General features: G+C 67.3%; 28 protein-coding genes, 2 tRNA genes and 1 riboswitch. Of the genes, 10 read left to right on the plus strand and 20 right to left on the minus strand.

Translation table 11 applies throughout. From position 1 onward, the window contains the following. Positions 1 to 113: 113 nt before the first annotated feature. The 3 genes from EJ903_RS03640 to EJ903_RS03650 form a co-directional block, all read right to left on the minus strand. Positions 114 to 665, minus strand: a complete 552-nt coding sequence (locus tag EJ903_RS03640; protein WP_126612223.1) for a hypothetical protein — start codon at positions 663 to 665, stop codon at positions 114 to 116. Beyond that, on the minus strand, positions 662 to 1,249 hold the full coding sequence (locus EJ903_RS03645) for a hypothetical protein (protein WP_126612225.1): 588 nt from the start codon (positions 1,247 to 1,249) through the stop codon (positions 662 to 664). The genes EJ903_RS03640 and EJ903_RS03645 overlap by 4 nt, the downstream gene beginning before the upstream one ends. Positions 1,250 to 1,447: 198 nt before the next feature. Beyond that, the gene (locus EJ903_RS03650; protein WP_126612227.1) at positions 1,448 to 2,563 is read right to left on the minus strand and encodes an acetoin utilization protein AcuC; all 1,116 of its coding nucleotides are present in this window, start codon (positions 2,561 to 2,563) and stop codon (positions 1,448 to 1,450) included. A gap of 212 nt (positions 2,564 to 2,775) precedes the next feature. Between EJ903_RS03650 and EJ903_RS03655 the strand changes: the two genes are divergently transcribed. The 5 genes from EJ903_RS03655 to EJ903_RS03675 all read left to right on the plus strand — a co-directional run bounded on the left by EJ903_RS03655 (position 2,776) and on the right by EJ903_RS03675 (position 6,964). Continuing rightward, positions 2,776 to 3,234: an acyl-CoA thioesterase gene (locus EJ903_RS03655; protein ID WP_126612229.1), complete on the plus strand. Its 459-nt coding sequence runs from the start codon at positions 2,776 to 2,778 to the stop codon at positions 3,232 to 3,234. A gap of 4 nt (positions 3,235 to 3,238) precedes the next feature. Then, a riboswitch (TPP riboswitch) is annotated at positions 3,239 to 3,348 on the plus strand. Further along, the gene (locus EJ903_RS03660; RefSeq protein ID WP_126612231.1) at positions 3,344 to 4,213 is read left to right on the plus strand and encodes an ABC transporter ATP-binding protein; all 870 of its coding nucleotides are present in this window, start codon (positions 3,344 to 3,346) and stop codon (positions 4,211 to 4,213) included. Its footprint overlaps the riboswitch before it by 5 nt. Next, positions 4,210 to 4,977, plus strand: coding sequence for an ABC transporter permease (locus tag EJ903_RS03665; protein WP_126612233.1), 768 nt, complete (start codon positions 4,210 to 4,212; stop codon positions 4,975 to 4,977). The genes EJ903_RS03660 and EJ903_RS03665 overlap by 4 nt, the downstream gene beginning before the upstream one ends. 31 nt (positions 4,978 to 5,008) lie before the next feature. After that, positions 5,009 to 5,950: an ABC transporter substrate-binding protein gene (locus tag EJ903_RS03670; RefSeq protein WP_126612235.1), complete on the plus strand. Its 942-nt coding sequence runs from the start codon at positions 5,009 to 5,011 to the stop codon at positions 5,948 to 5,950. Between the two features lie 189 nt (positions 5,951 to 6,139). After that, a complete protein-coding gene (locus tag EJ903_RS03675) occupies positions 6,140 to 6,964 on the plus strand; it encodes a universal stress protein (RefSeq protein ID WP_126612237.1) in 825 nt (274 codons plus the stop codon). Positions 6,965 to 7,004: 40 nt separating this feature from the next. Here the strand turns inward: EJ903_RS03675 and EJ903_RS03680 are convergent, their stop codons facing one another. Then, positions 7,005 to 7,832, minus strand: a complete 828-nt coding sequence (locus EJ903_RS03680) for an inositol monophosphatase family protein (protein WP_246015158.1) — start codon at positions 7,830 to 7,832, stop codon at positions 7,005 to 7,007. Between the two features lie 226 nt (positions 7,833 to 8,058). On the opposite strand from EJ903_RS03680, the gene EJ903_RS03685 reads away from it, so the two are divergent. Beyond that, the gene (locus EJ903_RS03685; protein ID WP_158627869.1) at positions 8,059 to 8,682 is read left to right on the plus strand and encodes an aspartyl/asparaginyl beta-hydroxylase domain-containing protein; all 624 of its coding nucleotides are present in this window, start codon (positions 8,059 to 8,061) and stop codon (positions 8,680 to 8,682) included. Positions 8,683 to 8,723: 41 nt separating this feature from the next. On the opposite strand, the gene EJ903_RS03690 is transcribed toward EJ903_RS03685, so the two are convergent. The 4 genes from EJ903_RS03690 to EJ903_RS03705 form a co-directional block, all read right to left on the minus strand. Continuing rightward, positions 8,724 to 9,323, minus strand: coding sequence for a hypothetical protein (locus EJ903_RS03690; RefSeq protein ID WP_246015160.1), 600 nt, complete (start codon positions 9,321 to 9,323; stop codon positions 8,724 to 8,726). A 94-nt stretch (positions 9,324 to 9,417) separates the two neighbouring features. Continuing rightward, positions 9,418 to 10,734 carry a GTPase HflX gene (gene hflX, locus EJ903_RS03695; protein ID WP_126612243.1) on the minus strand — a complete coding sequence of 439 codons (1,317 nt, stop codon included), beginning with the start codon at positions 10,732 to 10,734 and terminating at the stop codon, positions 9,418 to 9,420. Positions 10,735 to 10,738: 4 nt separating this feature from the next. Next, a complete protein-coding gene (gene hfq / locus EJ903_RS03700) occupies positions 10,739 to 10,987 on the minus strand; it encodes an RNA chaperone Hfq (protein WP_126612245.1) in 249 nt (82 codons plus the stop codon). A 95-nt stretch (positions 10,988 to 11,082) separates the two neighbouring features. Beyond that, entirely contained in the window at positions 11,083 to 11,784 is a 702-nt protein-coding gene (locus EJ903_RS03705) for an HAD family hydrolase (RefSeq protein ID WP_126612247.1), read from the minus strand. Positions 11,785 to 12,012: 228 nt separating this feature from the next. Between EJ903_RS03705 and EJ903_RS03710 the strand changes: the two genes are divergently transcribed. Further along, positions 12,013 to 12,780 (plus strand): class II glutamine amidotransferase, encoded by a 768-nt coding sequence (locus EJ903_RS03710; protein ID WP_126612249.1) that lies wholly within the window; start codon positions 12,013 to 12,015, stop codon positions 12,778 to 12,780. A gap of 9 nt (positions 12,781 to 12,789) precedes the next feature. Here EJ903_RS03710 and EJ903_RS03715 read toward each other — a convergent pair whose 3' ends face one another. From EJ903_RS03715 to EJ903_RS03740, 6 genes are all read right to left on the minus strand, one after another. Further along, positions 12,790 to 14,004, minus strand: coding sequence for an ATP-binding response regulator (locus EJ903_RS03715; protein ID WP_126612251.1), 1,215 nt, complete (start codon positions 14,002 to 14,004; stop codon positions 12,790 to 12,792). Between the two features lie 123 nt (positions 14,005 to 14,127). Further along, on the minus strand, positions 14,128 to 15,072 hold the full coding sequence (locus EJ903_RS03720) for an anti-sigma factor family protein (RefSeq protein ID WP_126612253.1): 945 nt from the start codon (positions 15,070 to 15,072) through the stop codon (positions 14,128 to 14,130). After that, positions 15,072 to 15,584 (minus strand): sigma-70 family RNA polymerase sigma factor, encoded by a 513-nt coding sequence (locus EJ903_RS03725; RefSeq protein ID WP_126612255.1) that lies wholly within the window; start codon positions 15,582 to 15,584, stop codon positions 15,072 to 15,074. Before EJ903_RS03725 ends, EJ903_RS03720 begins: the two co-directional genes overlap by 1 nt. Before the next feature lie 313 nt (positions 15,585 to 15,897). Next, positions 15,898 to 15,974 (minus strand) — tRNA-Arg (locus tag EJ903_RS03730). A gap of 92 nt (positions 15,975 to 16,066) precedes the next feature. Further along, a complete protein-coding gene (locus tag EJ903_RS03735; protein ID WP_126612257.1) occupies positions 16,067 to 16,363 on the minus strand; it encodes an ETC complex I subunit in 297 nt (98 codons plus the stop codon). Positions 16,364 to 16,399: 36 nt separating this feature from the next. Next, positions 16,400 to 16,476, minus strand: a tRNA-Pro gene (locus EJ903_RS03740). A gap of 179 nt (positions 16,477 to 16,655) precedes the next feature. Between EJ903_RS03740 and EJ903_RS03745 the strand changes: the two genes are divergently transcribed. Next, positions 16,656 to 17,057, plus strand: a complete 402-nt coding sequence (locus EJ903_RS03745) for a hypothetical protein (RefSeq protein WP_246015162.1) — start codon at positions 16,656 to 16,658, stop codon at positions 17,055 to 17,057. Here the strand turns inward: EJ903_RS03745 and EJ903_RS03750 are convergent. From EJ903_RS03750 to EJ903_RS03770, 5 genes are all read right to left on the minus strand, one after another. After that, complete coding sequence (locus tag EJ903_RS03750; RefSeq protein ID WP_126612261.1) at positions 17,026 to 18,258, minus strand: ABC transporter permease; 1,233 nt, start codon at positions 18,256 to 18,258, stop codon at positions 17,026 to 17,028. The two genes, EJ903_RS03745 and EJ903_RS03750, sit on opposite strands and share 32 nt — an antisense overlap. Then, positions 18,255 to 19,037: an ABC transporter ATP-binding protein gene (locus EJ903_RS03755; RefSeq protein ID WP_281274741.1), complete on the minus strand. Its 783-nt coding sequence runs from the start codon at positions 19,035 to 19,037 to the stop codon at positions 18,255 to 18,257. Before EJ903_RS03755 ends, EJ903_RS03750 begins: the two co-directional genes overlap by 4 nt. Beyond that, positions 19,027 to 20,670 (minus strand): efflux RND transporter periplasmic adaptor subunit, encoded by a 1,644-nt coding sequence (locus EJ903_RS03760; protein WP_126612264.1) that lies wholly within the window; start codon positions 20,668 to 20,670, stop codon positions 19,027 to 19,029. The genes EJ903_RS03755 and EJ903_RS03760 overlap by 11 nt, the downstream gene beginning before the upstream one ends. 88 nt (positions 20,671 to 20,758) lie before the next feature. Continuing rightward, positions 20,759 to 21,223 carry a DUF192 domain-containing protein gene (locus tag EJ903_RS03765; RefSeq protein ID WP_126612266.1) on the minus strand — a complete coding sequence of 155 codons (465 nt, stop codon included), beginning with the start codon at positions 21,221 to 21,223 and terminating at the stop codon, positions 20,759 to 20,761. Next, on the minus strand, positions 21,220 to 21,420 hold the full coding sequence (locus EJ903_RS03770; RefSeq protein ID WP_126612268.1) for a hypothetical protein: 201 nt from the start codon (positions 21,418 to 21,420) through the stop codon (positions 21,220 to 21,222). The genes EJ903_RS03765 and EJ903_RS03770 overlap by 4 nt, the downstream gene beginning before the upstream one ends. Between EJ903_RS03770 and EJ903_RS03775 the strand changes: the two genes are divergently transcribed. Continuing rightward, positions 21,419 to 22,333 (plus strand): glycosyltransferase, encoded by a 915-nt coding sequence (locus tag EJ903_RS03775; protein ID WP_126612270.1) that lies wholly within the window; start codon positions 21,419 to 21,421, stop codon positions 22,331 to 22,333. The genes EJ903_RS03770 and EJ903_RS03775 overlap by 2 nt on opposite strands. Before the next feature lie 15 nt (positions 22,334 to 22,348). Here EJ903_RS03775 and pdxR read toward each other — a convergent pair whose 3' ends face one another. Continuing rightward, positions 22,349 to 23,854, minus strand: a complete 1,506-nt coding sequence (gene pdxR, locus EJ903_RS03780) for a MocR-like pyridoxine biosynthesis transcription factor PdxR (RefSeq protein ID WP_126612272.1) — start codon at positions 23,852 to 23,854, stop codon at positions 22,349 to 22,351. Between the two features lie 125 nt (positions 23,855 to 23,979). Here pdxR and EJ903_RS03785 point away from each other — a divergent pair, with 125 nt between their 5' ends. Further along, complete coding sequence (locus tag EJ903_RS03785) at positions 23,980 to 24,645, plus strand: pyridoxamine 5'-phosphate oxidase family protein (RefSeq protein WP_126612273.1); 666 nt, start codon at positions 23,980 to 23,982, stop codon at positions 24,643 to 24,645. Positions 24,646 to 24,717: the final 72 nt, after the last annotated feature.

The raw sequence follows: 24,717 nt of genomic DNA on the forward strand, positions 1-24,717 counted from the left end.
GGCGCGCTCTGGCTCCGGCCAGGGCGCGCTTTTTTTTGCGGACGCGCCTGATTGCCTCGGGTTGATTGGCTCGGGCTGTCTGGGGGCCGACGCGGACCCGATTGTGGGCTGGCTCAGGCGGTTGGATTCTGGGCGGACGAATAGAGATCGGTCTTCACCGCCGCCACCGACTTCACCTGATAGCCGGGCTTGGCGCTGAAACGCCGGTTGGCCCGCTCCGTGGCGTCGCGTTCGGTTTCAGCCCAAACCAGATACTCCCGACCGCGCGCCCACTCGCTGGCCAGAGGGTGGGCCGCATCGATCTCACCGATCTGCGGGTTGGCGACCGTCACCAACCATTCCTTGTCGTTGGGATTCCGGCGGTCGCTGAGGATGAGGATTTGCGGGCGGCGACGGGATTGCGCAGCGGCCAGACGGTTTTGCACCTCTGTCTGATCCTTGCGCAGTTCCACCGTTTCCCGCGTCAGCACCTCGATCTCCTCATGCAGCTTTTCCTCGTCACGGTGCAGGCGTTTGATCGCGTGGTCGAGTTTGTCGACGGTTCCGCGCGCTCCCCGCACACGGTTGCGCGTTTGCGACACGCGGGATTCGACCACCAGCAGAATGTTGCTGAGCCATGCGCCGATGGCGATGATCGCCAGGACGATGATGAAGTTCAGCATCATGACCCCGCACCCATGCGCGCGGACATGGACGGCTTTTTCGGCACCATGCCTTTGCCGCCGCTGCGCAAGAACTCCTTCTCAAAACCCATTTTGAAAGGAAAAGCCACCTCCAGCATCTGCTTGGCGTCTTCAAAACCAGTGGCCCAAACCTCCGCCACGTTGGCGCAGCGCCAGATCGGGTTGACTTGTACCTTTTCCCCCGACGCACGGGCTTCGGCGGAGGCCTTGGCGTGGCTCAAGGTCGCCACGAACTTCATCAGTCCCGCTTGCGGATCCCCCACCTCATGCACAAACATCGGCGGCAGATCGGACAGTTCCTTGATCAGTTTTTCCGCCTTGCGTATGTCGCTTTCCAGTCGGCTTTTCTCCGACGCCTGACTGTTTCGGCGTTGGGTCAAATGGTTGACCCGATCCTGCAACTCGTGAACCTCCGAATGCAGGACGTAAATTTTGTTTTCCAACTGATCCATGCCGGAACTCTTTTCCATGAGATTCGGCAAAAAATCCTTCAGCATCATGGCGATGGGGATCGCGGCCAGCATAATCACGACAATGGCGATCAAAAAGAGTGTCGTGTTCGACATGCGGTTGCCGCACCCCCAGGTTGTTTCCAATCACCACCTCTGAGCAAAACCCCAGCGGCCAAAAGGAAGGCAATCAGAGTCGCCAAACAATCCGGTTTCGTCAATCCGGCCTGTCGGATACGTCCAATTTTTCCATGATTTGCAACAAAATGTCGATATTGCATGCAATTCTTCCGACCGCTGCCATCGCGCCCCCATTCAGGCCCGCACCGCGTCGATCACACGGCGCACCGCGTCGCGCACCGGCCCCGGACGGCGTTGGTCGGCCAGCGTGGTGAACCAATGGTCGGGCGGGTTGCGCCCGGCCGCGCGGTGCCAGGTCAGGCCACGCAGCACCGCTACGGCCGACGCTGTGGGGGCCGCGACGGGATCATGACCGTTCAGCACCGCCCACAGGCCGGTCCAGCAGCGGCCAACCGACCAGGGATTGTACCCACCCCCGCCCACCACCAGAATTTTCGGGGCCAGCGGCAGCAGATCGGCCACCGCGTCCCACAGGGCGCGGTTGGACAGCTCCAAACGGCTCAACGGATCCTCGGCCAGCGCGTCGGCCCCGGTCTGGATCATCATCGCTTGCGGGGCGAAGGTGCGGGCCAGCGGCAGGACCGCCTCGCGCATCGCACAGGCCATTTCGCTGTCGTTGAAGCCTGGTGGCATCGGCAGATTGCGCGCCATGCCGCCCGCCCGATCCTCCACCTTGCCGCTGTAGGGCCAACGGCCATCCTCGTGAATGGAGATGGTCAACACCCGGTCATCATGGGCAAAGGCCGCCTCCACCCCGTCGCCGTGATGGGCGTCGAGATCGACGTAGAGGATCCGCTCCAGCCCCCGGTCGAGCCATTCCAGGATTCCCAGCACCGGAGCGTTGAAATAGCAAAAGCCGCTGGCCCGCCCCGCCCGCGCGTGGTGGGTTCCGCCCGCCGGGGCATAGACCACATCCGCCTCCCCCGCCAGCAACAGGCGCGCGGCCTGGAGCGTGGATCCGACGCTGGTGGCCGGTCGGCGATACATTTCGGCGAAGATCGGGTTTTCCAGCTTGCCCAGATTGTAGCGCGCCCCGGTCTCGGCATCGACGCGCTGTTCGGCCTCCGCCCGTTTCAGCGCGGCGATGTAGTCCGGCGCGTGAAAGCGGGCGATCTCGCGCTCGCTGGCGACGTGGGTGTCGCGGTATTGCGCGTCCGGCAACCACCCCATGGCGCGGCTGAGGTCGATCACCGTCGAGATGCGCGGGATCGCCAGCGGGTGTTTCGCCCCATAGGTCGAACCCCGGTAGATCTCGCCGCCAATGAACAGAGGGGGTCGGAAAACGGGCATGGCCTCATCCTCGTGTGTCGCGATGAGGTGGCGCACGGGCGGGGGCTGGTCAAGGGGCGCTCGCTCAAGGGAGGCTTGCCCAAGAAAGAGTGGGGACACGCGCACCGACATTGCGGCCCGGACGCCGGTTTGACAGCGACTCACAGGACGACCATCATGCGGCTTGATCCAGCCCACTGGAACGCAGATCCGGGACAGCCGACGGAGGACGCATGACCACCCCACCGACCCCGGCGGATTTCCCCCGCCACACCCACGACAAGCTGCGCTACGCCGACACCGACCGGCAGGGCCACGTCAACAACGCCGTCTTCGCCACCCTGTTCGAAACCGGCCGGGTGGAACTGCTCTACGATCCCGCCGGGCCGCTGCACGCGGAAAACGGGGCCTTTGTCATCGCGCGTCTGGCCATTGACTTCGTCGATGAAATCCGCTGGCCCGGCGCGGTGGACATCGCCACCCGCGTCGCCTCGCTGGGGCGCAGCTCGATCCGGCTGGAACAGGCGCTGTTCCAGGACGGGCGGCACGTCGCATCGGCCGAAAGCGTGATCGTCCATGTCGATCAGGGCGACCGCCGGTCCCGCCCCCTGCCCCCGGCGGCGGTGGCGGTGTTGAGCGCGTGCCGCGCGCCCGACGCCCCTCTTGCGGCGGATGGCGCGCCACGCCTATAGTCGCGGCGTCACTGGGGGGAGCCGATGGTCGGCTGAGAGGTCCTGTCACACCGGGACGACCCCTGGAACCTGATCCGGTTCACACCGGCGTAGGGATCAGTGAGCCACCATGAGCCAGATCGACCTGGATCAGACCCATCAGGACCAGATCGAACGGGACCACACCGGCCGTTTCACGGGCGTCCCGTCCGTTTCATCATCGCCATCATCCGCCAATGGCCCGCCGCAGGCGCGCCCGGCGGCGGTTCCGCCGGGTCTGGCCGTTGCGATCGCGTCGGCCCGCCTGACCTATGGCGGCACCTGTCTGTTTTCCGATCTCAGCCTGACGTTGGAGGCTGGCCTCACCACCTGTCTGCTGGGTCCGAGCGGTGTCGGCAAGACCACCCTGCTGCGCGTGCTGGCCGGGTTGGCGGAGCCGGAGGCCCCGACGCGGGTGGAGACCAGCGACGGTCTGCCCCTGGCCGGGCGCGTCGCCTATATGGCGCAACAGGATTTGCTGCTGCCCTGGCTGTCGGTGCTGGACAATGTGCTGTTGGGCGACCGGTTGCGCCGCACCCGCATCACCCCGGAACAGGCCGCCCGCGCCGCCGCCCTGCTGGAGCGTGTCGGGCTGGCCGGGCGCGAGGCCGACCGCCCGGCCACCCTGTCGGGCGGGCAGCGGCAGCGGGTGGCGCTGGCCCGCACGCTGATGGAAGACAAGCCACTGGTGCTGATGGACGAACCCTTTTCCGCGCTCGACGCGCTGACCCGGCTGCGGTTGCAGGACACGGCGGCGGAAACGCTGGCCGGGCGCACCGTGCTGATGGTCACGCATGACCCGTTGGAGGCGCTGCGCATCGGCGACCGGCTGCATGTGATGACCGGTCGGCCCGCCAGCGTCGGCCCGGCGCTGACCCCGCCCGGCCGCGCGCCCCGCCGGGCCGACGATGCCAACCTGCTGGCGCTCCAGGCCGAATTGCTGCGCCGGTTGGACGCATGAACGCGCTTGCCCCCCTGGGCCGCGCGCTGGTCACGCTGGCGGCGCTGCTGGGCGCGTGGCAGACGGTGGTGTGGGCCACCGCCGCGCCGCGCTATCTGCTGCCGGGACCGCTGGCGGTGGCCGAGGCGATGCAGCGGCAGGCGTCCACGCTGGCCAGCCACGGCCTGACCACCTTGAGCGAAATCCTGCTGGGCCTGATCGGCGGCGTGCTGCTGGGCGGTGTCAGCGCCCTGTCGCTGGCGCGCTTCCGCACGGCCCGGCGCTGGTTGATGCCGGTGCTGGTGGTCAGTCAGGCCATCCCGGTCTTTGCCCTGGCCCCGTTGCTGGTGCTGTGGCTGGGCTATGGCATGCTGTCCAAGGTCGCCATGGCGATCCTCATCATCTATTTCCCGGTGACGACCGCGCTGTTCGACGGATTGCGGCGGACCGAACCGGGGTGGCTGGATCTGGCCCGCACCATGGGGGCCACCCCGGCGGCCACGCTGTGGGTGATCCGCCTGCCCGCCGCCCAGCCCGCCTTCTGGTCGGGGTTGCGGGTGGCCGCCGCCGTCGCCCCCATCGGGGCGGTGATCGGCGAATGGGTCGGCTCCTCCTCCGGCCTTGGCTATCTGATGCTGCACGCCAACGCCCGCATGCAGATCGACCTGCTGTTCGCCGCCGTGCTGGTGCTGGGCCTGTTCGCCGTGGCGCTCTACGCCGCCGTGGACGCGCTGGCCCGTCGCGCCACCGCCTGGCAGGTGGAAACCCAACCCTCCGATGATTGACCCGTTTGTTGCAGAAAAAGGATTCCGCTCGATGAAGCGCCTGTTCACCATGACCGCCATCGTCGCCGGTCTGCTCGCCGCCGCCCCCGCCGTCGCGCAGGACAAGCTGTCGGTGATGCTGGATTGGTTCGTGAACCCCGACCACGCCCCGCTGATCGTCGCCCAGGAAAAGGGCTTCTTCAAGGACGCCGGGCTGGACGTGACCCTGACCGCCCCCGCCGACCCCAACGACCCGCCCAAGCTGGTGGCCGCCGGTGGGGCCGATCTGGCGATCTCCTACCAGCCGCAGCAGATCATCCAGGTGTCGGAAGGGCTGCCGCTGGTCCGCGTCGGCACGCTGGTGTCGACCCCGCTGAACTCCCTGGTCGTGCTGCGCGACGGGCCGGTGAAGAGCCTGAAGGATCTGAAGGGCCGCAAGGTCGGTTATTCCATCGCCGGGTTTGAAGACGCCCTGCTGGGCGCGATGCTGGAAAAGCACGGTTTGAGCCTGAAGGACGTGACGCTGGTGAACGTCAACTTCTCGCTGTCGCCGTCGCTGCTGTCCGGGCAGGTCGATGCGGTGCTTGGCGCGTTCCGCAACTTCGAACTCAACCAGATGGACATCGAAAAGCATCCCGGCCGGGCCTTCTACCCGGAGGAGGAGGGCGTTCCCGCCTATGACGAGTTGATCGTCGTCGCCCACAAGGACAAGACCGCCGACGGCCGCATCAAGCGCTTCCTCGACGCGGTGGAGCGCGCCACCCTCTACATCCTCAACCACCCGGAAGAGGCGCAGGCCACCTTCGTCAAGGGCCGCCCGGAGCTGAACGACGAGCTGAACCGCCGCGCCTGGGCCGACACCCTGCCCCGCTTCTCCCACAGCCCCGCCGCGCTCGACGCCGCCCGCTACACCCGCTTTGCCGAGTTCCTGAAGGCGCGTGGCCTGATCAAGACGGTGGAGCCGGTGGAACGCTACGCCGTTGTCGTGAAGTGACAAGACCAGCCTGATGTCGTCAGCCTGACGCGGCCCAACCGCGCAGGCCGACGACGGACCATTGCCATCCGGTGCGGCGGGGCGTTACCACTAGCGGGTGACGCCCCGCTGTCCGTTTCAGCCCGGTTGACGGGACCCTGTGGACGGAATCGAAAACCAGCGGATTCGACCAAACCGGGAGAGTGTGGGATGCCGATCAAGACCATTCTGCTGCACATGGCCAACGACGACGCCCACGCCACCCGTCTGGCGGTTGCCGTCGCGCTGGCCCGGCGCTTTGCCGCCCATGTCCAGGCGCTCTACATCGCCACCCCGGTGTCCATGCCCGCCGGGGCGACCGGCCGCGCCGCCTCCTATGGCTACATCGCCGAAGCCACCGCCATCGCCCACGAGAACGCCGAACGGATCGAGGCGGAGGTGCAAACGGCGCTGGCGGGCCTGCCCCATTCCTGGACGGTCGAAGAGGGCGATCACCTCGCCCTGCTGGCGGAGCGCAGCCCCTACGCCGACCTGACCATCATCGCCCAATCCGCCGCCCAACGCTCGGGCGAACGGGTGGCGCTGCACGCGCCGGACCGGTTGCCGTTGGAAAGCGTCGGCCCCACCCTGTTGCTGCCGCCGGTGCAACCGGCCGCCGCGCCGATCGGGCGCAACGTTCTGATCGCCTGGAAGAACAGCCGCGAATCGGCCCGCGCCGTCCGCAACGCCATGCCCTTCCTGGAGGAGGCCGAGCGCGTGACCGTGCTGACCATCGACGCGCCGGGCCGCGCGCACGACGATGGGCTGGCCCTGGTCGATTGGCTTGCCCGTCACGGCGTGTCCGCCCGCCACCACCCCGCCGCCGCGCTGGGTGGCGAGGTCGGCGATCTCATTCTGGCCTGCGCGGCGGAGATTGGGGCGGATCTGCTGGTGATGGGGGCCTATGGCCATTCCCGCCTGCGCGAACTGGTGCTGGGCGGGGCGACCCGCACCGTGCTCGACCACACGCCGCTGCCGGTCCTGCTGTCGCATTGACCGGCGGGGCGTTTGGCCCGTCTGATCAACCGAACCCCACTCAACCGAACAGGTGATCGCGCAGAACGCGCCAGCTTTCGGCGTCGGGGGCGGCCAACAGGCTGCCGCTGCGCAGGCTGGGCCGGTAGGGAGAGCCATCGGCCAGCGCGGCAAACCCGCCCGCTTCGGCGTGCAGCAGAATCCCGGCGGCGTGATCCCACGGCATCAGCCGGTGATAGAGGGAGGCGTGCGCCCGCCCTTCCAACAGCCGCAGATATTCCTGCGCCGCGCTGGACAGGTTCACCCGCTCGCCCACCCCCTTGGCCCGCTCCTCCAATTGGGCAGCGAGCGCGTCATCGCAAAAGCGGGTGGACAGCGCGCACACCATCGACGGCAAGGGAACCGCATCGGCCACCCGCACCCGACGCCCGTCCAGCCATGCACCACCGCCCTTGAGCGCCGTGGCCATCCGCCCGTCCATCGGATCGTGAATCCATCCGGCGATGGTTTCCCCCCGGTGGACCAGCGCGACGATGACCGCGAACAGCGGGCGACCCTGGGCGAAGTTCATCGTTCCATCGACCGGATCGATGATCCACACCGGGTCGTCGCCGTCGAGATGAGCGAACACCCCGTCATCCTCCGACGCCGCTTCCTCCCCCACCACCCGGCTTCCGGGCAGCAGGGAGGCCAGGGCGGGGGTCAGGGCGCGTTCCGCCGCCTCGTCCGCCTTTGTCACCAGATCGAGCGGCCCGGTCTTCTCGCGAATCGCCGACGCGTCGAGATTGCGGAACCATGGCAGGATTTCGGTTTTGGCAACGCTGCGAATCAGCGCCGAAACCTGATCGACATCGGGCAGAACCGCCGGGGAATAGCTGGGATGGGTCACGGAACGCGTCTCACCTGGATCATGATCGGGGCGCGGCCCCACAATGACGCGACAGACCGGGGGACGACAAGGGCAACCGTTGCCGGTCTGTGACCTTCGGTCTCTCTCGGCGATGCCGCAGCCCGTTGGTCTTCTCCGGTTGAAACTGATAGGAGACGATCAACGTTCAACGAGAAGGAATGGGACGATGCTCCCGTGGCAGACGTGCACGATCGGCAGCGGCTTGATGCTTCATGCATCGCTGGAGTTGACCCCGGACATCACCGCGATGCGTTCGGAATTCGCGGCCCTGGACGCCAGTCTGAGCGCCGAGCACCGGACCTGCTTCGGCGGGGATGGCAGTTGGACCGCCATTTCCCTGATGGACCGCTCGGCACCGGGCCGGTCCACGGACCGTGGTGGCTCCCCAACGCCGACTCTCAACACCATGCCCAGCGTGCGCACCTTTCTGGAAGGCTTTGATTGTACGATTGTCGCGTGCCACATCAGCCGTCAGGCCCCCGGTGGCACGCTGAAATGGCATTACGACAATCAGGCCCTGCATTTGACCGAAGCCCGGTTGCTGCTTCCCATTCAGGTCCCCCCCGAAGCCAGAACCTACATCGGCCATGAGATCGTTGCCTACCCCGAGGGTGTGGTGTGGACCGGTGACTTCAGCTTTCCGCACATGGTCGAAAACCCGTCCAGCCACCAACGGATCGTCTTGCTGATCGACATTCTCAGCAACGATTGGATTCGTGGCCGCGCGCCCACCGCCTTGAGCGAAAACGCTCATCGACGCGCGGCTCTGTCGGGTGCGGCGCAAAACGCATGGCTGGAGTGGCCGGGCCGCCAAGCCGCCTACACCTGACCCCGGACCACGACGGTGACAGCCTGCCGACGCCCGCGCCGTCAGGGCTTTTTCGGTGGGGCTTTCGTTGGCTTGCTGTCCAACTGCAAGGTCGGGCCGTCGCCCGCCGGGTTGGTCAGCAGAACCTTGCCGTCCAAACCGGTTTCCTTCAGCGCTTTGGCCAGCGCGTCAAAGGTTGCCTTGTCCGCTTCGGCCGCCGCCGCGTCGCGCGCGGCGTTGCTGGGGGGTGGCGGCACCGGGCCGCCCTTGGCCGGTTCGCGTGGCGCTTTGGGATCGGAGGGGGACGGCGGCGCGCTGCGCGCCACCGACGGATCCGGTTCCGGTTCGGGCGGCGGTGGGGGGGGAGGCGGGGGCGGACGCCAGAGCCGGAAACAGTCGGTAAAGGTCTGTTCCTTGCACGCCTTCAAAAGTTCGGCAGCGTCCGGCGCTTCATGAACCGGCTCGCTTGGTGCGATCTCCAACTCACGCGGCAGCGGCGGCAGCGGATCTTCCGGTGGGTTTTCTGGCTCTTCCACGTATCCGGGGGGGAAGGGCAAGCGGATGGGACCACTCGGCGGCGTCTGCGCCACCGCCGGTTCCAAGGCCAGAACGGGAACGGCCAACGCGACGACGAGCGGCCAGGATACGGAACGAACGCGCACGAACAACCCGGAAACGGTGGCGGTGGGCGCATTATGCCGTCCCCGCCGCCCCCGCGTCATCCGTGATCTGCGACCCTGCCCGTTCCGGTCCCGATCAGGGATCGGGCTGTTGCAGGAACCGCTTTTCGAACCGTGCCAGATCCGCCGGATCGATGGCGACCTGGAGATGGGCCAGATCCTCGTCGTCCTCACGCTCCAGCACCTCGCCCTTGGCATAAAGCCAAGCCAGCGCGGCCCCGTCACCCAGGGCAATGTCCAGGGTGACGACTTGGCGATGAGCGTTCATCCGCTCGTCCAGCAGGCGGTCGAGCGCGTCGATCCCCTCCCCGGTCCAGGCCGACACCGCGACCGCGCGCGGGTTGCGGGCGGTCGCGGTCAGCAACGCCGCCCGGCTGTCCGCGTCCAGCGCATCGATCTTGTTCAGAACCTCGATGACCCGGTCGTCGCTGTCCGGGTCCAGCCCCATGTCGCCCAACACCTCGTACACGTCGGCCCGTTGGGCGTCGGTGTCGACGTGGGCGATGTCGCGGACGTGCAGGATGATGTCGGCGGCGTCCACCTCCTCCAACGTCGCGCGGAAGGCGGCGACCAGACCGTGCGGCAGGTCGGAGATGAACCCCACAGTGTCGGACAGGATCACCTTGCGCCCCGATGGCAGCGTCACCTGCCGCATCGTCGGATCCAGCGTGGCGAACAGCAAATCCTTGGCGAACACGTCGGCGTTGGCCAACCGGTTGAACAGGGTGGATTTTCCGGCGTTGGTGTACCCGACCAGCGCCACCACCGGATAGGGAACCTTCGCCCGCGCCTTGCGGTGCAGGCCACGGGTGCGCCGCACCTCGTCCAGTTCCTTTTTGATCTTGATGATGCGGTCGCCGATCAGACGGCGGTCCATCTCAAGCTGCGATTCGCCGGGGCCGCCCAGAAAACCGAAACCGCCGCGCTGGCGCTCCAAGTGGGTCCAGGACCGGACCAATCGGGATTTCTGATAGGTCAGCGACGCCAGTTCGACCTGCAACATGCCTTCGCGCGTGCGGGCGCGGGCACCGAAAATCTCCAGGATCAGACCGGTGCGGTCGATCACCTTGGCCTTGAGCGCGCGTTCCAGATTGCGTTGCTGAACCGGTGACAGCGCGTGGTCGAGAATGACCAGCGTCGCCTCCAGCTCCGTCACCTGTTCGGCCAGATGCTCCACGGTTCCGGACCCCAGCAGGGTCGCGGGTTGGGGCCGGTTGACCTTCACGCATTCGGCGTGGATGACGTCCAGTTCAATCGCCTGGGCAAGGCCGATGGCCTCCTCCAGGCACGATTCGGGGGGGCGAGACACCCCGTCCGCCTCACTGCGGAGGACGGGGTGGACCACAATCACCCGGCCAGCGCCAAGCGGCGCTGCACCTTCGTCGTTGGTCATGGGATCAGGCGCTCTCGCCTTCCTTCGGCGGTTCAAAGAGTTGGATCGGATGGGCCGGCATCACCGTCGAAATCGCGTGCTTGTAGACCAGTTGCGAATGGGCATCGCGACGCAGCAGCACGGAGAAATTGTCAAACCAGGTGATGATGCCCTGAAGTTTCACGCCGTTCACGAGAAAGACGGTAACGGGAGTCTTGTTCTTGCGAACGTGGTTGAGAAACACGTCCTGCACGTTCTGGCTTTTTTCAGACATACACATGCCCCCTTCTTGAATGTTCTTGGGACCGGCCCGAACCAAGCCGATCCGCGTAAGCCCACGGTCTTTGATCCGGTCCGCCGAAGACCCGATCAAACACCCGACTGGACGGATATGGTATCACCACCCGCGCCAACCAAGCCACACCCAACCAAGCCACACAAGGCTGCACAGTCGGCGTGACGATGGGCTGGGGGAAAACGGTCGAATCCGCTCCCCTCGCCCTGACCTATTAGCACCGGAATCAAGCCCGCGCCATGGGCGCATTCCATATCGATGTCCGCGTCGCCGAGAAACCAGACCTGCGGCCCCGGTTCCAACCCCGACGGTTCCAGCGCCATTCGCACCGGGGCGATGTGCGGCTTGTCGAATGCGGCGTCCTGCGCTCCGACCAGCGCGCCGAAAAAACCGCCCCACCCCAGCGCCTCGGCCTCCGCCCGCAGGAAGCGACCGGTCTTGTTCGACACCACCGCCTGATAGACACCGCGTTCATCAAAACAGCGCAACAGATCCTCGGCACCCGACAGCGGGCGCAGATGATCCAGATGGTGGGCGGCGAAATAGGCGTAGAAGAGATCGCGCGCCTCGGTCCAACGCTCGCCAAAGATGCGCGGGAAGCTGTCGCGCAGCGATTGCTTGATGCGGGCGCGCGCCTCCTCCTCGTCCCAGGTCGGCAGGCCGAACGCGTCCAGGGCGTGATTCAACGCCGCGCGCACGGTGCCCCAATTGTCCACCAGAGTGTTGTCCCAGTCATACAGGACCGCGCGCGGCAGGATGATGCTGTCCACAGCCATTCCCCCAAAACGCGGTCTGTGCCCAACGTCAGACCGCAGAGGGGCCTTTTAGCGGATTCAGAACCGCCAGGGTAAGCCTGTGAGGTGGGGCAACGGATGGCTTCGGCAGAAAAGCAACACCTCGGCGTGTTGTGACGAATTCGTGAAGGTGGCCTCTTGTTTTCACACCAACCGCGTGGGCAAATTGACGCAGCGTTGTTGCGCGACTGCCGAAAGGTACGCCCGTCGATGTGTCGTTTCCTTGCCTATTGCGGCGAACCGGTGCTGCTGGAATCCCTGGTCTGCACCCCCTGCCATTCGCTGATCGAACAATCCATGCACGCGTCGGAGGCAAAGACCGAGACGAACGGCGATGGGTTCGGAGTGGGATGGTACAGCGATCGTGTCGAACCGGGCCGCTATTGCGAGGTTCGCCCCGCCTGGTCGGATGAAAATCTGCAATCCATTTGCGGTCACGTCCGATCCCATCTGTTCTTTGCCCATGTGCGCGCCGCCACGGGAACCGCCGTCAGCCGCGCCAACTGCCACCCCTTCAAGTCCGGTCGTTTCCTGTTCATGCACAATGGGCAGGTCGGCGATTGGAGCAAACTGCGGCGGCGGGTGGAGGCGATGATACCCGATCACCTCTACGCCTCGCGCACCGGGACCACCGACAGCGAGGCGATCTTCCTCACCGCCATGGGGCGCGGGTTGGACTCCGATCCGGTCGGGGCGGTCCAATCGGTGCTGGCCGATATTCACGACGACATGAAATCCAGCGGCATCCGCGCGCCGCTGCGCTTCACCGCCACATGGACCGACGGTGAACGGGTGTGGGCGGTGCGGTGGGCCTCGGACAACAAGCCCCCCAGCCTCTATTGGCGCTACACCGACAGCGGCCTGATCGTGGTGTCCGAACCGGTGGATTCGCAGCGTGAATGCTGGCAGCCCGTTCCCAACGGCGGCGGTCTGGTCGCCCGTTTGGGCGGTGGGCCGGAGGCGTTTTCCTTCCACTGATCCGGCGGATCAGCCCAGAATGCGCGCTGCGGGCAGGCGGATGACCACTTCGGTCCCCTGCCCCGGCGCGCTGGTCAGGTCCACCGTACCGTCGTGCAGTTCCGCCATCCGCCGCACGATGGGCAATCCCAGACCGATCCCTTCATGCTTGCGCACCAGCGACCGCTCCGCCTGGGTGAAGGGATTGAAGACCTGTCCGAGCAGATCGGGGGGAATCCCCGGCCCATTGTCGCGCACAAAAATGGCCAGCGCGTCGCCGCGCAGCGCAGCGCCCAACCAGACGCTGCCCCCGCTGGGGGTGAACTTCACCGCATTGTCCAACAGATTGAGGATCATTTCCCGCAACCGCCGCCGATCGGCCCGCAGATGGATGGGCGGGGTTGGTTCCAGACTGACGGACAGCCGCTTGCTCTCGGCCTTGCCCGCCAACAGATCAACGCAGCTTGTCAGCAGTTGCGGCAGATTCACGTCGCATTCCTGCAATTCGATGGAACCGGTGGATCCCCGTGTGTAGTCGAGGATGTTGTTGACCATGGTCAGAAGCGATTTGCCGCTCTCCTCGATCAACTTCACATACTCGACGTAATCCGGATTCCCCAGCTTTCCCATTGATTCGCTGCCCAGCACATCGGCAAATCCGATGATGGAGTTGAGCGGGGTGCGCAGTTCGTGGCTCATCACCGACAGGAAATCCAGCTTGGCCCGGTCGGCCTGCCGGGCGGCGTCCAACGCGCTGGACAACTCCGCGGTGCGCTCCATCACCCGCTGCTCCAATTCGCGATTCTGATCGGCGGCGCGGCGGTAGAGGGTGCGGATCTCCACCATGTTGCGGACCCGGTGGAGCAGTTCCCAGGCGATGAAGGGTTTGGTCAAAAAATCATTTGCGCCCAGTTCCAGCGACCGGCGGCGGGTGTCCTGGTCGGTCTGGGCGGTCAGCACCAGGATCGGCACATAATCACCGCCGAAGATCGGCCGGACCCGCTCCATCAGCTCGAAGCCGCTCATGTGCGGCATGCGGATGTCGATCAACAGCAGATCGAAGCCAACCGATTCGCACAGGGCGGGAACCTTGCGCGGATCGGTTTCGCCCCGGATGTCGCGGTAGCCGTCGTGGGTCAGGATTTCCCGCAGCAGTTCGACGTTGGACGCGTTGTCGTCCACCACCAGAATGCGGGCGCTTTTGATCTGCGCCTCAAGCTGCGGGTCGATCTGGCTCCGATGCATGCGGCTGCGCGCCCCCAGTGACTGGTCAGAAGGATCTGACCGAACGGTCCATCGCTCGGTCCAACCTTGCCGCATGGGCGATGCAATGCAACGGCTTTTCGCGGCGACCAACGCGTCTTTCGATCAACTGTCCTTCGGCTTCTGGGTGTCGCTGATCGGCTGGACGGTGGCGGGGGCGTCCTGCGGCGCGGCGGCGGGCGGCGGAGCGACGTCCGCCGGGCGCGGCGGCGGTTCGCTGGTGGGCGAACGGCGGGGCGGTCCGGCCTTCACGTCGGTGTAAACCGCCTTGGCGATCTCCAACAGCTCCTCTTTCGACAGGCGACCGGCCAAGGCGTAGGACAAGGCCCCTTCCACCCAATAGAAGGTCGCGACGTCGCCGTTCTGGGTGAAGCTGAAGGTCGAGGGGTTGCCCGACTGCGGCGCGCCGACGAACAGCGTGATCCGCTTGTTGGCGTCGTTCACATACATGTACTGCGCGCCAGCGCCCAAATCGGTCGGCAAGGAACGCCCGCCGATCAGGCGAAAGCCGATGCGCGCCAGATCGGGGCCGAACACGTCGCGCCCCACCCGCTTGGACAGCCAGCCGTTCAGTTCATCCTGATTGTCGGCCCCCAACTCCACCTGGAACCGCTCGTCGGCGGTGTAGAAGCGGTGGGCCTGGGTCGCTTCCTCGGCGAAGGTGGCAAGCGTCTGGCGCTGCTGCCCGGCCGGAGACACGGTTTGCACGCCGCGCCCGAACCATCCGCCACCGGCCCCGGCCAGCAGCAGCAGCACGGCGGCGGCAACCCGCAGCAGCGGGCGGGCGTGCCAGGGCGGACGGTTGTCGTTGAAGGCCAGACGGCCTTTCAAGCGGTCGCTGAGATCCTGAACCGCGTCGCTGGGCGGTTCGCGCAGAACGCCGTCGAACAGATCGTGCAGCAGCGCCGTTTGCGCGCGGTAATCCTCGACGCGGGCCGCCGCGTCGGGGTCATCGGCCAACCAGCGTTCCACCGCCAGACGGCGGGTGCTGTCCAATTGCCCATCCACATAGGCGTGGAGATCGTCTTCCGTCACCGCTCGCGCGTTCATCACTTCACCCGTCGGAGGGCAACGCCACCCTCATTCGCCAGTTTCGCCCGGATCGCCTCCCGCGCCCGAGACAGGCGCGACATGACGGTCCCGATGGGGACGCCGAGCATTTCGGCGACCTCCTCGTATTTCAGGCCCTCCAGCGCCACCAGAAGCAGAACCTTGCGCTGCTCCTCGGGCAAGGCGTCGATCAGGCGCATCATCTCGCGCAGCTCGACGCTTTCCTCCTGACGGGACGGGGACACCAGCTTCGATTCGACGTCATCGACATCGACCTCCGCCGGCTTTCCGACCTTGGACCGGACCTGATTGACGTGAACGTTGTGCAGGATGGTGAACAACCACGCCCGCAGGTTCGTTCCCGCCTGGAAGCTGTCGGCACGCGACACCGCGCGCACCAACGCCTCCTGCACCAAATCCTCCGCGTCCGCACGATTGTTGCGCAGCAAGGCCCGCGCATAGCGCCGCAAGGACGCAATGTGGACTTCCAGATCAACCCCGAATGTGCTCAACCGTGCACCCGATCGTTCCGGTCACACCATGACCGCAGCCATGGCTTTCCTCTCATCGAACTGAGCGAACAGGACGAAGTGGCCTCGCAATCCAGGGTCGGGCCAAAGGATGACCCGGTGCTTGCTGGTGCCAACGTCCGCCGCGCGCCCTTTATTCCAGACTTTTTGCGGCTTCGCGTCAAAATTCTGCACGCACGTCGATTGGGTTCGAAAACCACCCCCACGCCACAACCGAAATCGCGCGCAAACCGGAGTTCGCACGCGCATCGCCGTCAGCATGCAGGGGGAAAAGCGGATCGCGCATGATGCGCGGTGGCGACCCCAGCTGGATTCGAACCAGCGACCTATCGCTTAGAAGGCGATTGCTCTATCCAACTGAGCTATGGGGCCGTCTGAGCTTGCGGAAACGGGTGGGTCAAAATAGGGGATGGGTTCGGCGCGCCGTGGGAAAAAGCGGACCCACGGCGGACCCCATCGGTCGGTCAGAAGCGCGGGCGGTCGAGGCGGAAATTGTCCGGGTAGTTGCGCGGGCGGACGCGGCGCACCGGCTCGTTCGACACCACGTAATCCCAACCCTTGCGCTCGGCAAAGGCGATGGCCTCTTCCTTCGTTTCGAAGGTCAGGCGGATTTGGTTCAGCGTGTCGCCGGAGCTGGTCCAGCCCATCAGCGGTTCCGGGCGGCGCGGCGTCTCGATGTCGCAATCGAGCTGCCAGCGGTGCGTCTTGGCACGACCGGACTGCATGGCGGTCTTGGTCGGCTGATAGATCCGCACGTTCATGGCTCGATGTCCTCTCCAAGATCGTCGCTGCGGCGATGGTCGGGGAGCCCGGATTCGAACCGGAGACCTCCAGTACCCAAAACTGGCGCGCTACCAGACTGCGCTACACCCCGTCGCCGCGTTGTGAGATACACGAACGTCGGGCCGACGGCAAGAAGCCGACGCACAATTTGGTGTCGGATTTCGGACCGATGAGACGATTTTTCCGTGCGCCGTGCCACGCACGCCTCGGGCAACGGCCTTCCCGCGCGCCCACTGTTCCGCTTCACCAACGATTTTGGATCCTCCCGCTGTGTCCCTCCCCCTGCCGCGAATCGCCCTGTTCACCGCCGATCTGACCGACCGGCCCGACCGCCGCGCGCTGGTGGCGTTGGCCCACGCCCTGGCCGATCTTGGTCATCCGGTCGATCTGGTCGCCCCGATGGGCGGCGGATCGCTGCGGGCCGGTCTGGATCCGGCGATCGGTCAGATCGATCTCTGCAACCGCTGGGCCGCCACCTCCGCCTTTGCCCTGGCGCGCTGCGTGGCGGAGCGGCGTCCGGCGGTGCTGGCCGTGCCTGTGTCGGTGGCGTGGGTGGCGCGGCTGGCGGTGCGGCTGGCCCGCAGCCCGGCCCGCATCCTGACGATTGCCGCCGATGCCGCTCTGGACGACAGCCTGTCGGCTATTCGTGACGCAGCGCGTCAATCGGGTTGAGCCGGGCGGCGCGGCGGGCCGGGTACAGGCCGAAAAACACCCCGACCAACCCGCTGACCACCACCGCCAACAGGATGGAGTTCGGTTGGATCAGCGTCGGCCACCCCGCCAGATGGGCGACCAGCGCCGCCGTCGCCACCCCGGTCAGCACGCCGATGGCCGCGCCGATCAGGGACAGCGCGGTCGATTCGATGAGGAACTGCACCAGAATGTCGCGTCGGCGCGCGCCAATCGCCAGCCGCAAACCGATTTCCCGCGTCCGCTCCGTCACCGACACCAGCATGATGTTCATGATGCCGATACCGCCGACCAGCAGCGACACCGCCGCCACCGCCGCCAGCAGGAAGGACAGCGCGCGGGAGGATTCATCGCGGGTCGCCGACACGTCGGACAGGTTGCGCATCCAGAAATCATCGTCCTGGCCGGGGGCCAGCCGGTGGCGCTGGCGCAGCAGGTCCCGAATCTGCCGCATCGCCTCGGCCTGATCGACGCCGTCGTCGAGCTTGGCGACGATGGTGTGGACGAAACGCGGGTTGGATTTCGCCATACCGGGGATGTTGCGCTTGGCGGTGGAGATCGGCACGAAGATCACGTCGTCCTGATCCTGGCCTTGGGTGTTCTGGCCCTTTTCGCCCAGCACGCCGATGACGGTCAGCGGGGTGGAGAACACGCGCACCGTCTCCCCCACCGGATCACCACCACCGAACAGGTTGCGCACCACGGTTTGGCCCAGAATCACCACCTTGTTGGCCTGGGTCACATCGTCGTCGGAAAAGCCACGGCCCTGGACGATGGTCCATTCCCGCGCGTCCAGATAGTCGGGGGTCAGGCCGAACAGGGCCGTTCCCCAATTCTGGTTTCCCGCCACCACCTGCAAGCCCCAGCGCACCGACGGGGCCGCCACGCGCACGCCGGGAATCTCGGTCATGATCGCCGTCGCGTCGTCTTCGATCAGGGTGGAGGCGGTCCCGGCCCCCAGCTTCACCCCGGCGCGCACGACGCTGCCCTGCCCGACCAGCAGGAGGTTCGATCCCAGGCTGGCGATCTGCCGCAACACCTGATCGCGCGCGCCCGCGCCAACGGCGACCATGGCGATGACCGCCGCCACGCCGATGACGATCCCCAACATGGTCAGGGCGCTGCGCAGCGGGCTGGAGCGCAGCGACTCCAGCGCCGAGCGGAGCGCGTCGAGCGCGGTCACGCCAGCACCTCGTCCAGCGCCGCCCCGGCGGCGGTGGCATCGGCCGCCGCGTCCTCGGGCGTCTGGCGACGGTCGCCCACCAGATGGCCATCGCGGAAGGTCAGCAGCCGTCCGGCGTAGCGCGCCACCTCCGGTTCGTGCGTGACCAGCACGATGGTGATGCCCTGGCGGTTGAGGCGCTGGAACAGGGCCATGATCTCCAGGCTGGTGGCGCTGTCGAGCGCGCCGGTCGGCTCGTCGGCCAACAGGATCATCGGGTCGTTGACCAGCGCGCGGGCGATGGCGACGCGCTGTTGCTGGCCGCCGGACAGTTGCGTCGGGCGGTGGTGGGCGCGGTGATCCAGCCCGACGGCGGCCAGCGCCGCGACGGCGCGCTCCGCCCGAACCGCCCGCCGGTGCCCGGCGTAGATCATCGGCAATTCGACGTTGGCCTGGGCGGTCTGGCGCGGCAGCAGGTTGAAGGATTGGAAGACGAATCCGATCTTGCGGTTGCGCACCGCCGCCAGTTGGTCCGACGACAAGCCGCCGACCTCAACCCCATCCAGGCGGTAGGATCCGCCGTCGGCCCGGTCCAGGCAGCCCAGCAGATTCATGAAGGTGGATTTGCCGGATCCCGACGGCCCCATCACCGCCACGAACTCCCCCCGCCGGACGCAGGCCGTCACCCCGTGCAGGGCGTGAACCACATGCGACCCCATTCGGTAGGAACGGGCCAGCCGCTCCACGGCGATCACCTCCGGGGCCTCGTCGGGCAGCGTTGTTTCCCGCTCAGAAGCCAAGGCGCGGCCCCCGTCTGGCGTCGCGGTCGGGCGGCACGATGCCGACGATCACCTCCTGCCCTGGCTTCAGATCCCCGGCGATCAGCTCGGTGCTGCTGCCATCGCCGATGCCCAGCCGGACCGGCACCGGGACCGGCGGGCCACCCGCCGCGCCGGGGGCGGAAATCCACACGGTGCGGGCGGTGTCCGCCGCCGGGCGCGGTTCCACCAACCCATCGAATCGCGGGCGTTGATCGGGATCGAGCAGAGCGGCGATGCGGTCCAGCGTGTCGCGGCGGATGGCGGCGGCGGCCACGCGGCGGCGCTCCGGGTCGCCGCCTTCGGCGTCGAGCGCCAAAAAACGGTCGCGCGCGTGGGCGGTCAGCGCGGCGATGTCGCGGCGGCGCGCCTCGTCCAGCTTCAACCCATCGGCCACCCGGCGGGCGCTGGCCTCCAACGCTTGGGCCGCCCGTCCGCCCTCCCCACCGCCGCCAGACGGCACGGCGGGTGCCTCGCCCGGTGCCTCCACCCCCGGGGGGCGGAAACGCAGGGCGGCGTTGGGGATTTTCAGGACGGAGGTCCGTTCGTCCACCGTGATCCGCAAATTGGCGGTCATGCCGGGCAACAGCCGCATGTCGGGATTGTCGACGGTGATGACGACGATGTAGGTGACGACGTTCTGGTCCTCCTTCGGGGCGAGACGCACCTGCGCCACCGCGCCGACAAAGGGTTCGCCGGGAAAGGCGTTGACCGTGAAGCGCACCGGCATGCCCTCGCGCACCCGGCCGATGTCGGCCTCGTCGATGTTGGCCAGCACCTCCATGTGGCGCAGATCCTGGGCGATGGTGAACAGCGTCGGGGCCGACAGGCTGGCCGCCACCGTCTGCCCGCTGTTCACCGCCCGGTTCACCACCACCCCGTCGATGGGCGAGCGGATGACGGAGCGGTTGGCGTCCACCCGGACCAGTTGCAGGGCGGCTTCGCGCTGGGCCACCTGGGCGCGGGCCACGCCGACCTGCGCCGCCCCGACCGCCAACGACGCCTCGGCGGAGGCCACCCCGGCCTCGGCCTGCTGTTTCTGCGCCAAGGCGGCCAAACGCTGGGCCTGGGCGCTGCGGGCGGCGGTTTCCGCCTTTTCCAGATCGGCGACGGCGACCACGCCGCGCCCGCGCAAATCCTGCCGCCGGATCAGATCGCGTTCGGCGTCGCGCAGGGCCAGATCGGCGCGCACCAGTTGCGCTTCGGCGTTGGTCAGATTGGCCTTGGCGTTGGCCACGTCGGCGCGGGCCTTGTCCTGTTGGGCCTGCTGCTGGGTCAGGGTGGCGCGGGCGGCCTCCAGATCGGCGGCGGCTTGGGCCAGCCGGGCGTCAAGCTGGTCGCCGTTCAGCCGGGCCAGAACCTGCCCCTTGGACACGCGGCTGTTGAAATCGGCGTTCAGCTCCGCGATCTGGCCGGAGAGTTGGGAACTGACCTCCACCGTCACCAGCGCGCTCATGGTTCCGGTGGCGGTGATGGCGCTGGTGATCGGGCCTTGCTCGACACGGGCCAAACGGTAGAGCGGCGGCGCGTCCGCCCGGCCCCAGGCGGCGTATCCCGCCGCCCCGCCCGCCAGAACCAACGCCCCGGCCCACAGAATCAGCCGCCGCCCGCTCATGCCCTCACCCGAAACGCCACGCCGACACGTCGGGTTCGCGACCCGACGCTGGATGAAGTGGGGTGCGATGACGCCGCAACAAGCGTCCTCACGGTGCCGTGATGGCCGGATGCGCCACCCGGTCGCCGGGGCGGATGCCCAGCCGGGCGCTCATGCCGCCGTTCAACTCCAGGATCGCCTTGACCGGACCGGCGGAATTGACCGACGCCAGCGATTGCGGAACCGCGCGTTCGTGGATGTTGACGATGCGGCCATCGGCCCCGATGAACAGCATGTCCAGCGGGATCAGCGTGTTTTTCATCCAGAAGCTGGCCGGTTGCACGCGGTCATAGACGAACAGCATCCCGGCGTCGGCGGCCATCGTTTCGCGGAACATCAGCCCTTGCGCCTGCTGGGCCATGGTCAAGGCCAACTCAACCTCGAACTTGAATTTGCCGCCGCTGGCGGTTTCCACGGTCAGCGTCGATTTTTGAAAGCTTTCCAGCGCGGCGGCGGGCAAGGCCGCCAGCATCAGCATCCCCACCAGAACCGCCCGCATCATCCGCCCGATCATCGCGCCAACCCATTGATCCGTTGTTCCAAGGCCCCGACGATGCCCGCCCCCGCCCCGCTTGTCCAGTCGCGCCCCGCACTCGACCGGCGGCCCTCTTTCACCACCCCGGTTTCCAGGCTGTTGATCGCTTGACTTGCCCCGGCGTCCCGCTCAGGCTGCGGCCCCAACCGACACAGGAACGGCACCGCGCGGATCATGGCCCCTCTTGGCTCCTTCATCATCGTCACCGGGGGTGATTCCCGCTATTGCCCGCTGATCCGCGAATTGGTCGCCTCGCTGCGCGCGCTGAAACCGGCGGCGGATTGCCCGATCGGCGTCATCGACGCCGGTCTGACCGACGAGCAGAAGCAGGAGTTCACCGGCCAAGGGCTGACCGTCGTGACGCCGCCCTGGCCGGTGGAGATCCCGGCCCATCGGCTGCGCAACCGCATCCATCTGAAGGCCAACCTCGCCAAGCTGCATTTGCCGACCTATTTCCCCGGCTATGACACGGTGATTTGGATCGACGCCGACGCCTGGGTGCAGGATTGGGAGGCGGTGGAACTGCTGCGGCGCGGTGCCGCGCTGAATCGCTTTGCCATCGTCGCCCAGTTCGGGCGCTTTTCCGAAACCGAATTGCGGCTGGATTGGCTGCTGGGCCGCTTCGCGCGGGTCCGCTCCATCCTGTTCAAGAACGCCACCCGCGCCGGTCTCAGCACCTCGGAAAGCCGGGCGCTCGCCACCCGGCCGACGCTCAACGCCGGTGCCTACGCCCTGAAATCCGACGCCCCGCATTGGGCGGCGTTCCAGCGCTGGCAGGTCCGGGTGCTGAAAAAGGGGCGGCTGTTCACCTCCGACCAGCTCGCCATGGCCGGAGCCATCTATCTGGATGGGCTGCCGGTGGAGCTGTTGCCCGAATGGTGCAACTACATTGGTCCCTGGCGCTTCGACCCGGACCGCCGAGAACTGGTCGAATATTACCTGCCGAACCGCCGCCTGGGCATCGTCCATATGGCTGGGGAGGACGCGATGCGCGCCGACCCGACGGTGCTGCGCCCGGTGCTCGACATGGCCGACCAGCCCCACCACCTCAGCCTGCGTTACCCGGCCTGGGCGGCGGAGCCGGGCTGATCCAGCTCATCAGGGTCAGGCCATCGCCGCCGCCAGATCGGCCAATTCGCGCGCGGCGCGGTCCAAGGCTTCGGCCTCGTGGGCCGCGAAGCCCAGCATGAGACCGTTGCCGACCGGCTCCTCCCCCGCCGCGCGTCGCTCGGACGCCGTGTAGTAATCGGACAGGGCGGGAACCGTCAGTCCGACGCGCTTGGCGAGCGCCGACAGGGTTCGGTCGGGTCTGTCCTCCGGCAAATGCACCAGCGCGTGCAACCCGGCCTCTCCCGCCTCCGCCCGGCCCAAACCGGCAAAGCAGCGGTCGAGCGTGCGCAGGAATCCCGCCCGCTTGTCGGCGTAGAGCGCCCGCATCGCCCGCAGATGGGCGGCGAAATGCCCGTCGGCCATGAAACGGTGCAGCGCGGCCTGCGGCACGATGCTGGTCCCGCCGTCGAAATGGCGGCGGGCGGCCCGCACCGCCCCGACCAGATCGGGCGGAACCACGACATAACCAAGGCGCAACGCCGGAAACAGCGCCTTGCTGAAGCTGCCGACATAGAGCACCCGCCCGGCCCCGTCCAACCCCTGGAGCGCGGCCAGTGGCGGCCCGGCGTAACGGAACTCGCTGTCGTAATCATCCTCGACGATCCAGGCGTCGCGCGCCGCCGCCCAATCCAGCAATTGCAGCCGCCGCCGCAGGCTCATGGTGACGCCCAACGGAAACTGATGCGACGGCGTGACCAGCGCCAACCGGGCGTCGCCGCCGCGCCGCACCCCCTCCTCCACGTCGATGCCCTCGTGATCCAGCGGAACCGGAACCAGGCGCGCGCCCGCCCCCAACAGCGCGGCGCGGTTTCCCGGCCAGCCCGGATTTTCCACCCACACCGAATCGCCGGGGTCGAGCAGCAGTTGCGCCACCAGCGACAGCCCCTGTTGCGCGCCCGACACGATCACCACCTGATCGGCCTCGCACCGCACCGCCCGCACCGCCCGCAGATAGCCCGCAATCGCCGCCCGCAACGGGGGGTGTCCCAGCGGGTCGGGATCGACCGCCAGCCCGCGCCCCGCCACCCGCCAGCTCCGCGCCAGCAGTTGCGCCCACACCGCGAACGGAAAGGCGTTCAGGTCCGGCGTCCCCAGCGCAAAGGGCCGCCCCGACGGGTCGCGCATGTCCCCGCCAACCGCCGCCAACGCCACGCCGCGCCGCGACAGCCCGACACCGCGCCGGGCATCGCCCCGCCCCGGCCCGCCCTGCGGCGGCGCGTCGGGCAAGGCGCTGGCGACGAAGCTGCCCGCCCCGACCTTGCCGGTGATGTAGCCCTCGGCCAGCAGGGTGTCATAGGCCGTGACCACGGTGTTGCGCGACAGCCCCCACTCATCCGCCAGAGCGCGGGTGGGGGGAAGCCGTTCGCCGGGCCGCAAGCGCCCCTCGATCACCGCTTGCCGCAAGGCCCGGTACAGTTGCCGGTGCAGCGGCTCCACGCCGGTCCGGTCGAGCGTGACCGGGCCAAGGCTGGACAGAACCGGGCGGGCGCGGCGCACCATGTCGTGGGACTCCCTGGGCGGGTCAGGTCAAATTGGACCCTACAAAAACACCAATATGGCCCTTTCGATTGGACCAATTTGACGGCAAACCGGGGTCAACGCAACCATTGGACCCGTGCATCGCCATGAGCCTTCCCCCCGATTCCCAAAACGACGACAGCAGCACCACCGACGCCCTCGCCCAAACCCGCCGCACCCGCACCGTGCGGGTGGGGGATCGCGGTTGCTACGACGTCGCCACCATCAACGCCATTTTGGACGAGGCCCCGGTCTGCCATGTCGGTTTCGTCGATGGCAACCTGGACAGCCCCGACGGGCCGGTGCCGGTGGTGATTCCGACCGTGCCCTGGCGGGTCGGCAACGAGCTGCTGATTCACGGCGCGTCGTCCAGCCGGATGATCCGCCGCCTGCAAAGCGGTGGCGACGCCTGCATCACCGTGTCCCTGATCGACGGTTGGGTTCTGGCCCGCTCCGCCTTCCATCATTCGGTGAATTACCGCTCGGTCGTTCTGTTCGGCCGTCCACGCCTGATCGACGACGAATCCGAGAAGCGCGCGGCGCTCGACGCGTTGGTCGAAAAGATCGAACCGGGCCGCGCCGCCAAGGTCCGCGCACCCAACGCGCAGGAGATGAAGGCCACCGCCGTGCTCGCCTTCCCCATCAGCGAGGCGTCGGCCAAGGTCCGTTCCGGCCCGCCGAAGGATGACCCGGAGGATATGGCGCATCCGGTGTGGGCGGGCGTGGTTCCGCTGGCCCTGGTGGCGGGACCCCCCATCGAAGACCACGCGTAAGGTCGTTCCGCTCCCGACCTGAACCCCGGTCCGGGTTGTCCTGGCCGGGGTCTTTTTGCGTCTGGAATCCAA

Source organism: Azospirillum griseum, from assembly GCF_003966125.1.
Taxonomy (GTDB): domain Bacteria; phylum Pseudomonadota; class Alphaproteobacteria; order Azospirillales; family Azospirillaceae; genus Azospirillum; species Azospirillum griseum.